The 14,353-nt window shown below is 73.8% G+C and carries 12 protein-coding genes and 1 tRNA gene; 6 read left to right on the forward strand and 7 right to left on the reverse strand.

Translation table 11 applies throughout. The features are described from left to right. Positions 1–179: 179 nt before the first annotated feature. A complete protein-coding gene (locus tag ACE7GA_RS16840) occupies positions 180–983 on the forward strand; it encodes a transglycosylase SLT domain-containing protein (protein WP_376088818.1) in 804 nt (267 codons plus the stop codon). A 42-nt stretch (positions 984–1,025) separates the two neighbouring features. Here the strand turns inward: ACE7GA_RS16840 and ACE7GA_RS16845 are convergent, their stop codons facing one another. Both ACE7GA_RS16845 and ACE7GA_RS16850 read right to left on the reverse strand, forming a co-directional pair. Further along, positions 1,026–1,703 carry a hypothetical protein gene (locus ACE7GA_RS16845; protein WP_376088821.1) on the reverse strand — a complete coding sequence of 226 codons (678 nt, stop codon included), beginning with the start codon at positions 1,701–1,703 and terminating at the stop codon, positions 1,026–1,028. 55 nt (positions 1,704–1,758) lie between these two features. Next, a complete protein-coding gene (locus ACE7GA_RS16850) occupies positions 1,759–2,454 on the reverse strand; it encodes a VWA domain-containing protein (protein ID WP_376088824.1) in 696 nt (231 codons plus the stop codon). A 112-nt stretch (positions 2,455–2,566) separates the two neighbouring features. Here ACE7GA_RS16850 and ACE7GA_RS16855 point away from each other — a divergent pair, with 112 nt between their 5' ends. After that, positions 2,567–4,483 carry a hypothetical protein gene (locus ACE7GA_RS16855; RefSeq protein WP_376088827.1) on the forward strand — a complete coding sequence of 639 codons (1,917 nt, stop codon included), beginning with the start codon at positions 2,567–2,569 and terminating at the stop codon, positions 4,481–4,483. 217 nt (positions 4,484–4,700) lie between these two features. Here the strand turns inward: ACE7GA_RS16855 and ACE7GA_RS16860 are convergent, their stop codons facing one another. Then, the gene (locus tag ACE7GA_RS16860; RefSeq protein ID WP_376088830.1) at positions 4,701–6,980 is read right to left on the reverse strand and encodes an NADP-dependent malic enzyme; all 2,280 of its coding nucleotides are present in this window, start codon (positions 6,978–6,980) and stop codon (positions 4,701–4,703) included. Positions 6,981–7,066: 86 nt separating this feature from the next. On the opposite strand from ACE7GA_RS16860, the gene ACE7GA_RS16865 reads away from it, so the two are divergent. The 3 genes from ACE7GA_RS16865 (at position 7,067) to ACE7GA_RS16875 (ending at position 9,218) form a co-directional block, all read left to right on the forward strand. Beyond that, positions 7,067–7,240, forward strand: coding sequence for a hypothetical protein (locus ACE7GA_RS16865; RefSeq protein WP_376088833.1), 174 nt, complete (start codon positions 7,067–7,069; stop codon positions 7,238–7,240). Between the two features lie 4 nt (positions 7,241–7,244). Next, positions 7,245–7,442 (forward strand): hypothetical protein, encoded by a 198-nt coding sequence (locus ACE7GA_RS16870; RefSeq protein ID WP_376088836.1) that lies wholly within the window; start codon positions 7,245–7,247, stop codon positions 7,440–7,442. A gap of 93 nt (positions 7,443–7,535) precedes the next feature. Then, positions 7,536–9,218, forward strand: a complete 1,683-nt coding sequence (locus ACE7GA_RS16875; protein WP_376088839.1) for a hypothetical protein — start codon at positions 7,536–7,538, stop codon at positions 9,216–9,218. 19 nt (positions 9,219–9,237) lie between these two features. Here the strand turns inward: ACE7GA_RS16875 and ACE7GA_RS16880 are convergent. Next, positions 9,238–9,323: transfer RNA gene (locus ACE7GA_RS16880), tRNA-Leu, on the reverse strand. Positions 9,324–9,353: 30 nt separating this feature from the next. Here ACE7GA_RS16880 and lipB point away from each other — a divergent pair. Then, a complete protein-coding gene (lipB, locus tag ACE7GA_RS16885; RefSeq protein WP_376088842.1) occupies positions 9,354–10,034 on the forward strand; it encodes a lipoyl(octanoyl) transferase LipB in 681 nt (226 codons plus the stop codon). A 35-nt stretch (positions 10,035–10,069) separates the two neighbouring features. On the opposite strand, the gene ACE7GA_RS16890 is transcribed toward lipB, so the two are convergent. The 3 genes from ACE7GA_RS16890 to ACE7GA_RS16900 all read right to left on the reverse strand — a co-directional run bounded on the left by ACE7GA_RS16890 (position 10,070) and on the right by ACE7GA_RS16900 (position 14,349). After that, complete coding sequence (locus ACE7GA_RS16890) at positions 10,070–11,458, reverse strand: DEAD/DEAH box helicase (RefSeq protein ID WP_376088845.1); 1,389 nt, start codon at positions 11,456–11,458, stop codon at positions 10,070–10,072. Between the two features lie 967 nt (positions 11,459–12,425). Next, complete coding sequence (locus ACE7GA_RS16895; RefSeq protein WP_376088848.1) at positions 12,426–13,082, reverse strand: calcium-binding protein; 657 nt, start codon at positions 13,080–13,082, stop codon at positions 12,426–12,428. Then, a complete protein-coding gene (locus ACE7GA_RS16900; RefSeq protein WP_376088851.1) occupies positions 13,012–14,349 on the reverse strand; it encodes a hypothetical protein in 1,338 nt (445 codons plus the stop codon). The genes ACE7GA_RS16895 and ACE7GA_RS16900 overlap by 71 nt, the downstream gene beginning before the upstream one ends. Positions 14,350–14,353: the final 4 nt, after the last annotated feature.

The following is a 14,353-nucleotide window of genomic DNA, read 5'->3' on the forward strand; positions in this document are numbered from 1 at the left end:
GCGCCACCGCGGAAATCGGCCGCGAAAGCCCGGCTCGGGCGGGCGGCGCGATCTCACGTTTCCGCTGCCGCGCGTAACCGGGGCGACTCCACCGCGCTCCCCTGCCCGTGCCAAGCCAACCGATCGCCGTCCCACCGGGCGACACCTTTCCCAGCCGTCGGGACCGACGCCCCGCCGCCTTGCGCCTGGCCGGGGTCGCGGTTGCCGTCGCGGTGCTCTCCACGTCCCAGCCCGGATGGGCCGACCGGGCCTCGAGGGGTGAGCGCGCGGCCCATTCCACCGCCCAACCCGCCTCTCGGGCCCGACCCGAACCCGCGCGACCCGTCGCGGCGCCCCGCGACGCCGTCCTCTCCGCGGTGCGCCGGGCGGAGGCCGCCACGGGCGTGGACGGCACCTTTCTCCTCGCGGTAGGCCAGCGGGAGAGCCGGCTGGACACCACGGCCCGCAGCCGCCGGTCCTCCGCGCGCGGCCTGATGCAGTTCACCGACGACACTTGGCTCGAGGCCGTGCGCGACTTCGGTGCCCGGCACGGCCTGGAACGGCAGTCCAGGGCCCTCGCGGAGGCCCACCAGCAGGGAAAATCCCCGCCGCCGAGGCTGCGCGGCGATGTGCTGCGCCTCCGTCACGACCCGCAGCTCGCGGCCGCCATCGCGGCGGCGCGCTTCGAGGCCTGGCGCCCGGCCCTTCGCACCGCGCTCAGCCGGGAGCCGACGCAGACCGACCTCTACCTCGTCCACCTGCTCGGTGCGTCCGGCGCGCAGCGCTTCCTCACGGACCTCTCGCGGTCGCCGCGCCGGTCCGCCCTGCAGACCGTCGGCAGGGCGGGGCGCGCGAACCGCGAGCTGTTCGTCCGCAACGGGCGGTCCCTCACCCTGGCAGAGGTCTACGCGGACCTGTCCCGCTCCCTCAGCGCGACGATGACCGAGGTCGCGGAGATGCGCGCGGAGGAATCCCCCGCCCCGATTCAGGTCGCCGCGCGATAGGGCGGCGCCCGCCGCGGCCGCGCCGCCGCGACCTGTTCTCGGCTATGCGCGCGAGCCGAGCAGGACGTCGCGCGCCGCGTTCAGCCGCGCGGCGAGCCAGTGCGAACCGCCTGCATCCGGATGGGCCGCGCGCATCAGGCGGGCATGCGCCGCGCGGATCGCCTCCTCCGCCGCGTCGTCCCCGAGACCGAGGATGGCCAGCGCCTCCGCCCGGGTCATCGGACCCGGGGACGCGGTGGCTTCGTCCCGCCAGCCCGGATGCGCCCGGTCGAGCCAGGCCTCGAGCAGCGGCACGCTTTCCGGGTCGTCGGCCGCGCAACCAGCCAGCAACCCGCGCAGCGCCGGAAGGGGCAGGTCCGCGAGGTCCCGCCCCGCCCATTCCCCACGCCGCACGACGCCGGAAAGCGCGCCGTCCGCCGGGTCCAGCCGCATCGAGAGCGTCGTCGTCTCCACCGCGTCGCCCGAGGCGGCGGCGGAGAAGGTCGCCGCGATCCGCCGCCCCTGCCACCAGCGCCAGGCCGCAGGGCCGAGGAGCACGAGCGCCCAGGTCAGCCAGCCGCCCCGCCCCGACAGCAGCAGCACCGCGCCCCCGATCGCGGCCAGGATCCCGCCGCTCCAGAGCAGCGCCCGCTTCGCGCCGGCGACGCTCGCCCCCGCGAAGGCGTAGAGCGCGGCGAGCACGACCAGCAGGACGGCCCCGCCTATGACGAAGGCGATCACGGCCGCCCCCTCACGACGTCTCGCGCCCTCACCACGTCTTGCACATGGCGGCCCGTCACGACGGCGCCGCCAGACGCGCGAGCAGCGCAGCCCCGCCGGGCAGCCGCGCCAGCGCCTCCCGCCCGCCCGACGCATAGGCGGCCGCGCCGCGCAGCAGCGCCGCGAGCGCCCCGGCGGAACGATGGTCGAAGGGCGCCCAGGCCCCGCCGGAGCGGCGCGCGACCTCCCGCAGCACCGGCGTCGCGGCGGGGTCGTCGCCCTCCTGGAAGACGAAGGCCGGCACCCGCAGGATCCCCAGCCGGGTCGCGACGTCGAGGATGGGACGTGCCTCCTCCTCGCAGGCATCGCCGACGAAGACCATCGCGCGCAACCGCGTCGCCGCTTCGGCCTCCGCATGGCGCAGCAGGCGCAGGATCTGCGTGTGCCCCGCCGCGCAGGTCACGCGGGACATCCGCCCCGCCAGCTCCCGCGCGTCCGACAGGTAGGGCGTCGCCGCGAACTCCCCCGCGCCCCGGTAGTAGGCGAGCGACACGGCAAGCCGCCCGCCGGCGGCCCCGAACATCTCCGCCTGGACCGAAGCCGCATGGTCCCAGGTCGGCTGCCGGCTCGCCGTGGCGTCCACGCCGAAGAGCAGCCGGGCGGGGGAGGGGGCCGCCCGCAGCGCGGGCACCGAGGCTGCGCGCGCCAGGAAGGCCGCGACGGCGCCCTGGCCCCCGGCAGGGACCCCGGCGGGAACGGGTGGCTTCGCCATGACGTGAAGATAGGGTGCGACAGGCGCGACGAAACGGGCACCCCCCGCGGCTTGGCGCGGGCGGGAGCCGCGGCCTAGCTTCGGCCGCCGACGACAGAACCGGAGCGTTCCCATGACCCGCCGCCGCGCCCTGCTCGCCTCCGCCGCCTTCGCGACCCTTCTTGGCCTCGCCGCGCATGCCGTCGCCCAGGCCGAGGCGGAGCGCCGGCTGGACGCGGCCCTCGACCGCTTCCGCGCCGTCCTCCCGCCCGGCTCGACCTTCGAGATGCGCGGCCGGACCGTGGACCCGGTGACCGGCGTCGCCCGCCTGACCTCCGTCCTTGTCCGCGACGGCGAGAGCCAGCTGGTGGCGGAGGAGGTGACGCTCCGCGACCTCGACGACGACCGCGTCGGCGCCGCCACCGTGCGCGGGCTGCGCCTCACAGGCCCTGCCCGGTCGGCGACGCCGGCGGTACCGCCGGCCGCCCCGCCGACCGGGGGCAAGGGGCCGGCACCCGGGGCCGCCCCCGCGGCCGCCTCGGGCGCGCTGACGATTGCCCAGACCTCGCTCACCAACCTCCGCCTGCCCGGCGCCGGTGGCACCGGGCCGGCCGCAGTGAACTGGGCCGAGGCCGCCGTGGAATCCGCCGTCATGGAGGCCGTCGCCTTCGAGGCCCCGGACCCCGGCGCCTTCACCCTCGGCCGCGTCACCCTCTCGAACTACGCGCCGGGACGGATTGGCGAGGCGACGCTCGAAGGCCTGCGCTTCACCGAGGACCCGTCCAAGGGCCAGGGCCGCATGGCGCTGGGCCGCGCGCGCCTGGCCAACGCGACGATCCCGCGCATCGGCGCCGACGCGGACCCGTGGACCCTGACGGCCGACACCGCGCTGATCGAGGGTGCCGAGCTCGACCTCCCGGGCGAGCGGATCACCTTCCGCCTCGGCCGCCTGGAGGTGGAGGGCTGGGGCGAGGGACGTCTGACCCGCGCCGCCCTCGCCGGCCTCGCCTTCGCCGGGCCGGGGAACGGCACGGTCGGCGACTTCGACCTGCGTGCCGGCCGGCTCGAGTTCTCGGGCTTCCCTATGTACAACACGGCGCGTGCCATGGCGCGGAACGTGGCCCCGCCCTCCGCCGCACCGACGCGGGCCGTGAGCGGCATGGCCCAGGGCCTTTCGGCCACCTTCAGCGGTCGGCAGGTGGTGGCGATAGGCGGCATGCGGCTGGAATCCGCCCCGATGCCGAACGACCCCACCGCCCAGGCCGGGACGATGACGGTCGAGGGCATCTCCCTGGACCTGCCGCCCGAGGCCGGGGGCAGCTTGCTGTCCGGCCTCGGCTACCGCGCCCTCACCGGCCGCATCGACGTGACGAGCACCGGCAGCGAGGCGTCGCGCACCCTCACCGCCGACCCGCTGGCGATCACGGCCGACAACATGGGGCGCCTGGAGCTCCGGATGGACATCCGGAACTGGTCGAACCCCCCGGCTGGCAGCGACATGTCGGATTCCGGCCAGGCGCTCGCCCGCATGGCGGAGTGGCAGCTCGCATCCTTCGCCATCCGCTACGCCGATGCCGGGCTGCTGCCCCGCGTCTTCGCGCAGCAGGCGCGGGAGCAGCGGGTGCCCGAGGCGCGGCTGCGCGACCAGTACGCGCAGATGACCCTGCAGACGCCGTTGCCGGAGGGACGCGACCCCAACGCGACGCGCCTGATCCGGCAGGCCGTGGCGAACTTCATCCGCAACCCCGGGACCATCGAGATCGCGATGCGCCCGCCGCAGCCGCTCGCTTTCGGTGCGCTGATGGGTGTTTCGGGCAACCCATCCGGCGACCTCGTTCGGGAACTCGGGCTGACGGCGCGCGCTTTCCCGCCGGGCGCCACGCCCGGCCCGGCCGCCGCGCCGGCCGTCGTCGTCCCGCCCGCGGCGGCTGCCCCCGGCGCGAAGCCCGCGCCAGCGGGCGCCACCCCGGCCCCCGCCCGCCCGGTCCAGCCCGCCCCCCGCCCCGTTCCGGCACCGCCGGTCGCCCCGGGTAAGCCGGCGCCACTCTGACCGCGGCTGGGTTGGTCGGGGCCTGGGTTCTGGCGGTGGCGCGCAGGGGTCCGGGAGGTGCTGCCTCCCGGACCCCTGCGCGAACGCGTGCCTTCGCGCATCGACGGGAGTGAACGCACCTCCCGGACCCCTCGTTCCGTTTGATGTCCCTGGCTGGAGCCCCGCGAAATGGGGGCACCCCCGGCAGAACGCAGGCCGCGAGCAGCGCAGCCCGGGATCAGGCAGCCGTCTGCGTTGCCGCGATCGCCGAGAGGTTGACGATGCCGCGTGCCGTCGTGCTGGGCACGATGACGTGCACGGGCTTGCGCATGCCGAGCAACATCGGCCCCAGCTGAAGGCCATCGGCCGCGGCCTTCAGCAGGTTGTAGGCAATGTTCGCCGAATCGAGGTTCGGGAAGACCAGCAGGTTGGCGGACGCCGTCAGGCGGGAATCCGGCACGGCCCGGTCGCGGATCGCCGGTTCCAGCGCGGCATCGGCGTGCATTTCCCCGTCCACCTCCAGCCCCGGCTCGCGGTGGCGGATGAGCGACAACGCGTGCCGCATCTTCCGCGCGGAGCCTGCGCCGGACGCGCCGAAGGAGGAATGCGACAGCAATGCGACCCGGGGCGCAACCCCGAAGGCCCGCACCTGCTCCGCGGCCAGGTGCGTCATCTCCGCGATCTGCTCCTCCGTCGGGTCAAGCAGCAGGTGCGTGTCCACGAAGAACAGCGTGCCCGTGCCGAGGATGACGCCGGTCATGGCATAGACCCGGCTGACGTCGCTGCGCTTACCCACGATGTCGAAGGCGTGATGCCAGTGGCCCATCCATTCGCCCGTGCCGCCGACGATGGCGGCGTCCACGCGTCCGGATTCCAGCAGCAGCGTCGCGGCGACCGTCGGCACCGTCCGCAGGTTCACCGCCGCCGCGTCGGGCGGCACGCCGCGCCGCCCGACCTTTGCCCGGTACAGTTCCAGCAGGTTCGCAAAGACCGCGCTATCCGCCTCCTCCGTCGAGGAGGGGTCCACGATCGTGACGCTCTCGTCCAGGTTGATGCGCAGCCCCATCGCGCGGACCTTCTGCGCAATGACCTCGCGCCGTCCGACGAGGACGGGTTCGGCGATCCCCTCGTCGAGCACGGTCTGCACGGCGCGCAGCGTCCGGTCCGCCTCGCCCTCGCCATAGGCGATGCGGCGGGGGTGGTTGCGCGCGGCCGCGAAGACCGGGCGCATGAGGTCGCCGGAGCGGAAGACGAAGCGTTCCAGTTCGCGCCGGTACGCATCGAAATCCACGATCGGCCGCTGCGCGACGCCGGAATCCATCGCGGCGCGCGCGACGGCCGGCGCGATCTCCAGGATCAGGCGGGGGTCGAAGGGCTTGGGGATGATGTATTCGGGACCGAAGACCGGGGCGTGGCCGCCATAGGCGGCCGCGACCACCTCGCTCGCCTCGGCGCGTGCGAGCCGCGCGATGGCCTCGGTCGCCGCGACCTTCATCTCCTCGTTGATCGTGGTCGCACCCGCATCCAGCGCACCACGGAAGATGAAGGGGAAGCAGAGGACGTTGTTGACCTGGTTCGGGTAGTCGCTCCGCCCCGTCGCCACGATCGCATCGGGCCGCGCGGCGCGGACGGCCTCCGGCAGGATCTCCGGCTCGGGGTTGGCGAGCGCCAGGATAAGCGGCCGCGGCGCCATGCCCGGCAGCCATTCGGACTTCAGCACGCGCGGTGCCGACAGGCCGAGGAAGATGTCCGCCCCCGGCAGCGCGTCGGCCAGCGTCCGGGCCTCGGTCTTCTGGGCATAACGTGACTTGTACGGGTCCATCAGGACCGGGCGGCCTTCGTAGACCACGCCCTCGATGTCGCAGATCGTGATGTTGTCCCGCCGCGCACCCATGGCGACGAGCAGGTCGAGGCAGGCGAGCGCCGCCGCGCCGGCGCCGGAGACGACGATCCGCGCCTCCTCCAGCCGCTTCTCCTGCAGCAGCAATCCGTTCCGCACCGCGGCCGCGACGATGATCGCCGTGCCGTGCTGGTCGTCGTGGAAGACGGGGATGCGCATGCGCTCCCGCAGCGCGCGCTCGATCTCGAAGCACTCGGGGGCCTTGATGTCCTCGAGGTTGATCGCGCCGAAGGAGGGCTCGAGCGCCGCAACGGCCTGGACGAAGCGGTCGGGGTCGCGCTCCTCCACCTCGATGTCGATGGAATCGATCGCGGCGAACTTCTTGAAGAGGACGGCCTTGCCCTCCATCACTGGCTTCGAGGCCAGCGCGCCGATGGCACCGAGGCCCAGCACCGCCGTGCCGTTGGTGATGACGGCGACGAGGTTGCCGCGCACCGTGTAGTCGTAGGCGGCGTTCGGGTCGGCCGCGATCGCCTCGCAGGCCGCGGCGACGCCCGGAGAGTAGGCCAGACCAAGGTCGCGCTGCGTCGCCATGCGCTTCGTCGGCTCGATGGCCAGTTTACCCGGCCGTGGCAGGCGGTGGTAGTCGAGCGCGGCGCGCCGGAAGTCCTCGTCCATCCCCGGTTTATGCCGGACCAGGCGCCGGGCGGGAACCGGCCCGCCTGCCGTCGCGTTCACCCCGGACCACGACGCGGGAGGCGACGATGGCCGAGGACACGAAGGGCGGCATGGCCCCGGGCGACGACGCTCCGCCTGGAACGCCGGGCACCGGCGAGGACATCTGCCCGGAATGCCAGGGTACCGGCACGCTCTCCGGCAAGCCGTGCGGGAATTGCAACGGCACGGGCGTCGTGGTCCACGGGGTCGGCGGGGGCTGAGGCCATGACGGGCAAGCGCGACTTCGACCCCGGTGATGCCGTGCCTCCCGGCGTGGCCCCGGCCGAGCCGGTGCCCCTGACCGAGCACGACAAGGCCGTGAAGCGGAAGCTGGAGCGGCTCGGCGGCGGCAAGGGGGAAGAGCCGGACGACCCCGCCCAGGGCCAGGCCGAGACGGAAGGTCCGGAGCAGCGCGGCCGCTGAGCGGCCGTCAGGGCGGGTGGACCCCTTGGCCGGGCCGCCCCGCCGCGTGCCATGATCCCCGGCGCGGGCGCCGCCCGCACCGGGGGATCGGACATGCAGAGCGCCCTGACGCCGCCGCGGCACCGGCTGCGCACCCTCCTGGACGCCGGTGCTGGCGCGGAGGCGCTGGCGCTCATCCAACGCTTCGATCCAGCCGCGGACGACCCCGAACTGGCGCTTATGCGGGCCGACGCCCTCATGTTCGCCGGCCGTGCCGCCGAGGCGGCCGCGGCCTATCGCCCGCTGACGGAGGCCCGCCCGGGAGAGTACGGCCCGTGGTGGGGCCTCGGCTGCGCGCACCTGGCGCTGAACGCCCACGGCGCCGCCATCCCTGCGTTCCGCCGCGCCGCCGCGATCCGCCCGGACCTGCCCGCGCCGCGGTTCAACCTCGCGACCTCCCTCATGATGGTCGGGCGGATGGAGGAGGGGACTCCCATCCTTCTCGACATCGCCCGGCGCGAGCCCTCGCTCCGCCGCGCCGCGCTGAAGGAGCTCGCGGTGATGCTGCCCGGCCACCCCGGCTCCACGACCGCGGACGTCCGCGCGGCGCGCGAGGCCTGGATCACCGGCGAACGCGAGGCGCTGCGTGCGGCGGCCGTGCCGCCTCCGCGCCCGGCCCCGCCGGAGGGCCGCCGTCTCAGGGTCGGTTACGTCAGCGCCTTCTTCGGCTCCGCGAACTACATGAAGCCGGTCTGGGGCCTCATCAACGCGCATGACCGCGCCCGCTTCGAGATCCACATGATCTCCGACGGCAGGCCGCCCTCGGCCGAAAGTGGCTACCGCGACCACGACGACGACCGGGTGCACGAGGTCCGGGGTGTCCCGAACGACCGCCTCGCCGGCCACCTGCGGCGTCTCGGGCTGGACGTGCTGGTGGACCTGAACTCCTACAGCCTGCCCGCGCGCCTCCCGTTCTTCACGCTGCGGCCCGCGCCGGTGCAGGTCGCCTGGTTCAACAGCTACGCGCCCGGCGGCGTGGCGGAGATCGGGCACCTCGTCGGCGACGGCGCGGTGATCCGGGACGGCGAGGAGGGTGACTACGGCGAGCGGCTGCACCGCCTGCCTGGGACCTACCTGGCCTTCGACGTCACATACGCCGTTCCGGCAGTCGCGCCGCCGCCAGTCCTGCGGCACGGCTACCTGACCTTCGGGTCCTTCTGTTCGCTCTACAAGCTGACCGACACGACGCTCTCGACCTGGGCCGCGATCCTGCGTGCGGCGCCGACCGCGCGGCTGCGGCTGCGCAACGGCGCACTGGGCGAGGTGTCGAACCGCGACGATCTGACGGGACGGATGGCCGCGCTCGGCGTGGACCCGGCGCGGGTCACGCTGGAAGGCCCCGCCGACCACCACGCCTTCCTGTCCGACTATGCGGAGGTGGACGTCGCGCTGGACGCCGTCCCCTACAACGGCGGCACCACGACGACCGAGGCGCTGTGGCAGGGCGTGCCCGTGCTGGCGACGGACGGCGATCGCTGGGCCGCGCGCACCAGCGCCTCATTGCTCAGCGCGGCCGGGCTCGGGGATTGGGTGCTACCCGATGCGGGCGCGCTGGTCGCGCGGGCCGTCTTTCTCGCGAACGACGCCGCGGCGGCGGGCGCATTGCTCGCGCCGCTACGCGCCGGCCTGCGCGACGCCCTGCGCCGATCCCCCGCCTGCGATTCCGCTGGGCTCTGCCGGGCGATGGAGGAACTCTACGTGGGGCTGGTCCGCGAGGCCGCGTCAGGAGCGAACTGAGTCAGGCCGGGACTGAAACTGGTGCGGTCGAGAAGATTCGAACTTCCACAGGGTTTCCCCCACTAGCACCTCAAGCTAGCGCGTCTACCATTCCGCCACGACCGCAAGCCGTGTAGAGGGCGCGGCGTATAACCGATGATCCCCGACCCGGCAACGCCCCCCTTCGCGATCTCGGAAGGGTTGATCCCCTATGCCGCAGCCCTGGACGCCATGGCCGCCCGCGCCGCCGCGATCCGCGACGGAACCGCCGGCCAGGTTGTGTGGATGCTGGAACACCCGCCGACCTACACCGCCGGCACCTCGGCCCGGCGGGAAGACCTGACCGACGCCCGTTTCCCCATCCACGAGGCGGGGAGGGGGGGGCAGTGGACCTATCACGGCCCGGGACAGCGCACGGCCTACGTCATGCTCGACCTGAACCGCACGCACGGCGCGGTCCGCCCGCGCGACGTGAAGGCCTACGTGACGGGCCTGGAGGAGTGGCTGATCCGGGCGCTGGACCGATTCAACATCCGCGGCGAGCGGCGTGACGGACGGGTGGGCATCTGGGTGCGGCACCCCCGCACAGGCGGGGACGCGAAGATCGCGGCGCTCGGCGTCCGCCTCTCCCGCTGGGTGTCCTGGCACGGCGTCGCGCTGAACGTGGAGCCCGACCTGTCACATTACGCGGGGATCGTCCCATGCGGGATCAGCGACGCGGGCGTCACGTCACTGCACGACCTCGGCATCCTCGCCACGATGGAGGAAGCCGACGCGGCCCTGATAGCCGCGTGGTCGGAGGTCTTCGGGGAGGTTCAGGCCGCCGAGGCGGCCTGAACCAGGCGGGGGACGCCTCGCGCCCCCCGATCGCGTCAATGCCGGTCGGCGTCCCGGAAGTCGGAGTTGCGCCAGGAACGGTCCTTAGCACCGTCGCTCCGGCCCGCTTCGCTCCGGGCCGGGGCGCGTGACGGCGCCCGGTCGTCGCGGCGGCGATCATCCCGCTGCGGCGCCGGACGGCCGGCGGACGGGCCCGACGGACGCGCGTGGTGTCGCCCCGCATCGGGGCGCGGTCCGCGCGACTGCTGGGCGTTGCGGCCCTGCGTCAGGCGGTAGGCCGGCTTCACGACGGGGCCGCGATAGACCTCGCCCTCGGCCGGCACCTGCTGCCTCGTCAGCTTCTCGATGGCGCGGAGGAGCATGATCTCGTCCGGCGCCACGAGCGCCACCGCCTCACCCGAAGCGCCGGCGCGGGCCGTGCGGCCGATGCGGTGGACGTAGGTCTCCGGCACCTCCGGCAGGTCGTACTGGACGACGTGGGTCACGCCGTCCACGTCGATGCCGCGCGCCGCGATGTCGGTGGCCACCAGGATCGGCGCCGTGCCGCGCTTGAAGGCGTCCAGCGCCCGCTCCCGCTGCCCCTGGCTCTTGTTGCCATGGATCGCGTTGGCGGCGAGGCCGTCCAGCTCGAGCTGCTTCACGATGCGGTCCGCGCCGTGCTTCGTGCGGGAGAAGACGAGCGCACGGCCCACACCCTCACCGCGCAGGATCCTCGCGAGGACCTCGCGCTTGCCGTCGCGGTCGGTGTGGATCACGCGCTGGTTCACGCGCTCCGCCGTCGTGGCGACGGGCGTCACCTCCACGCGCACCGGCTCCGGCATCAGCTGCTTCGCAAGTGCCGCGATGTCCTCCGGCATCGTCGCCGAGAAGAACATCGTGTGGCGCACCTTCGGCACCATCGCCGAGATCCGCTTGATGGAGGGCCAGAAGCCCCGGTCCATCATCTGGTCCGCCTCGTCGAGGATGAAGGTCTCGATCCCGTCCAGCCGCACCGCGCGCTGCCCGATCAGGTCCAGGAGCCGGCCCGGCGTCGCGACGAGGATATCGACGCCCTGGGCCATGGTCCGCTTCTGCCCGCCTTCCGGCACGCCGCCGAAGATCAGCGCGGTGCGCGGGCGGATGTGGCGGCCATAGGCCTTGATGCTCTCGAGGATCTGGGAGGCCAGTTCCCGCGTGGGCGAGAGGATCAGCGCACGGCAGCCCATCGGCGGCGCGCGGCGCGGCTCGGCGGCCAGGCGGTGCAGCAGCGGCAAGGCGAAGGCGGCGGTCTTGCCCGTGCCGGTCTGGGCGATGCCCAGCACGTCACGGCCGGCGAGCGCGGCCGGGATCGCCTGTGCCTGGATCGGCGTGGGCGTCGTGTAACCTTCTTCCTCGAGCGCGCGCAGGAGCGGCGCCGAGAGGCCGAGGTCGGTAAAGTTCGTCATGGAATTCCGTTCACGTGGCCGCACGTCCGGTGCGGCCCAGGCGGGGAGCGCCCCGCGTGTCCGGTCGCATCCCATTCGTCAGGATCAGGTGAACGCCCCGGACAGGGCCGCGCGCAGGATCGCGCGGGGCGGCCGTCTCACGCGGCCGGAGCGTGGCCGCGGCAAGGCTGCCGGGCGCCGGCGGTACATGGACCGGTCGGGGCGAGGTTGCAAGCGGTTCGGTGAGGGTGGGCGGGGTTCGGACAAAAGGACCGCACGTGTTGCAGCGGACGGTGTGCGAGACGGTTCCGGCGTTCCGCGCGGGGGTTACGGGGCCGGAAGCCTGCCGCGGCGCCTTTCGGACGAACGGGATGGCCGCGGTCCCGTGCGGAGCGACCGTGGTCGCGGGAGGGAGGGACGTAAGGGGGAAGCAGCGGTGGGCCGGCGGGGCGCCGCGTGGGGCGGCGCGGGTGCCGGTGGCGGTAAGCGCGGGGTTGGAAGCAGGCCCGCGCAACATTCGGACAAAAGGGGCCGTGGAGGTGTTCCCGCGAACTCCCGCGGAGAACCTGGAACGGCGGGCGAGGGGTTCCGCACGGGACGCAAGCCGCTGCGGCGTTCGGACGAAAGGGGTGGGTACGGTGGAGCAGGGGACGGTCAGGGCGGCGCTGCGTCCGGCTGGTGCGGGCGCGTTTCGGACGGAAGCCGCGGGCGAAGAATAGGGCCAGGCTTTTCGGATCAGGGGACTTGCGCTCGATCGTTCGGTCCGGACCTGCACGGGGGAGAGTGTCGCGGAGGCGTCCCCGGGGCTGTGTCGCACGCGGGCGCGCGGCGGGACGGGCGGGAGGATGGACGGGGCCGGCGCTATCCGCGGCATCGGTCATCCTTCCTAGCAGCCACGCGGCATCTTAGGATAAGATACCTTGATTGTCAACCGGCCGGCAGGGCTTGGTCGCTGGGGGCGGCCTGACGCGTCTGGTGTCAGGGCGCGTCAGAGGAGGAGGATGTCCGCCTGGGTGGGGGCCTGAAGGCCCAGGAGGCGGGCGATCAGGACGGCGGCGGCGGCGCCGGTGCAGTCGGGGTCGAAGGAGAGTTCGCCGCGGCCCGGACCCAGCGTGTCGAAGAGGAGGACTGGCCCGGCGCCCGTCGCCACCGGGACGGGCGCGGCGATGAGGGTGAGGGAGGTGGCGCCGCCAGCAAGGCCGAAGGCCGCGCGGGAGAAGACGAGGTGGTCCGACGCCGGCGCGAAGTCGCGGATGAGGTCGGCGGCGCCTGGGATTGGGATGGTGTCGAAGACGAAGCGGTCCGCGCCGGCGCCCCCCGTCAGGTCGTCGGCGCCGGCACCGCCGGAGAGGGTGTCGTTGCCGTCGCCACCCTGAAGCCGGTCCGAGCCATCCCCACCCGTCAGGAGATCCGCGCCGTCGCCGCCCGCGAGGCGGTCACCGCCCGCTTCACCCATCAGGATGTCCGCGCCGGCACCGCCGACGAGGACGTCGTCCCCCTCGCCACCGGTCAGGACGTCGACATCGTTCCCGCCGTTGAGACTGTCGTCTCCCGCCCCGCCCGTCAGGAAATCGCTACCGCCGCCGCCGGCCAGGGCGTCGTCGCCGCCGTCTCCAAAGAGGTAGTTCGTCGCCTCGTTGCCCAATGCGGTTCGCCAAGCCGTTGCCGGTGCCCCAGCCCGCCGTGCCGTCCAGGCGCAGGTCCTCCACAAAGCGGGGCAGCGTGTAGGAGATGGAGGCGACCACCCGGTCGAGCCCGCCGGGGTCCCCGCCGATGCTGTTTTCCTCGATCACCACGTCGGCCGCGTCGTCCACGACATAGATGTCGTTGCCAGCGCCGCCACGCATGGTGTCGCCGCCGGTGCCGCCATCGAGGAGGTCGTTGCCCGCGCCGCCCTCGAGGAAGTCCTTCCCCGCCCCTGCGAGCAGCCGGTCCGCGCCGTCGTTCCCCGAGAGCCGGTTGGCCTCGGCCGACCCGATGAGGATGTCGTCGCCGCTGCCTGACCGGGCATCCTCGATGAAGCGGAGCAGGTCGCGGCCCTCCTCCCTCGAGATCGCCTGGATGCCGGTGAGACCGAGGTCCACCCTGACGCGCCCCGTCGCCCCGGAGAGGTCGAGCACGTCGATCCCGGCCCCACCGTCGAGGACGTCTGCGCCCGCGCCGCCGCGCAGCGCGTCGTAACCCGCGCCGCCCGACAGGGTATCGTCCCCGGCACCGCCGAGGAGCACGTCGTCTCCCTCCGCCCCGTCCAGGCTGTCCCGGCCGCCGGCGCCGTCCAGGCGGTCTGCCCCGTCGCGGCCGAAGATCCTGTCATCGCCCGGCCCGCCCGTGAGCGTGTCGTCGCCCGGCGTACCGACGACGAGGCCGGGCGGGTTCGACCCGTCGGGCGCGAAGCCGCCGAGGTTCTCCGCCGTGAGCGCGCCTGGCGCGACGTTGACGAGGCGGAGCGCCGTATTCCAGGTCACGGCACCCGAGGGCGGCCTGAACCCGATCTGGACGAGCGTGTCCGCGCCGTCGGCGAGCAGGCGAAGGGTCCCCCCGGTCCCGAACGGGTTCGGACGCGCATCGCCCGGCAGATCGATCGGCACGGCGCTGGTGACATCCAGCCGGTCTCCGCCGTTGCCGGGGGCGAAGTCCACGATCCGGGGCCCGGAATACCCGTAGGTGCTGTTGGGCAGGACGATCGTGTCGCGGCCTGCCCCGAGAGTGACCGACGGCACGCCCGGCGACCCGACGAAGGACGGCAGGAAGACGTCGTCGCCATCGCCGAGATCAATCAGGGGCGAGAAGGCGTAGACCCAGTCGTTGCCCTTGCCCGCGTCGACCCGGAGGAAGTGGCCGGAGATCGCGTCGGCCCCGTCGCCGCCGAGAGCCACGGCGGAGGACGCGTTGGACGGGATCGGGCCCGTCATCGTG

It is taken from the genome of Roseomonas sp. CCTCC AB2023176 (assembly GCF_042259275.1).
Classification (GTDB): Bacteria; Pseudomonadota; Alphaproteobacteria; order Acetobacterales; family Acetobacteraceae; genus Roseomonas.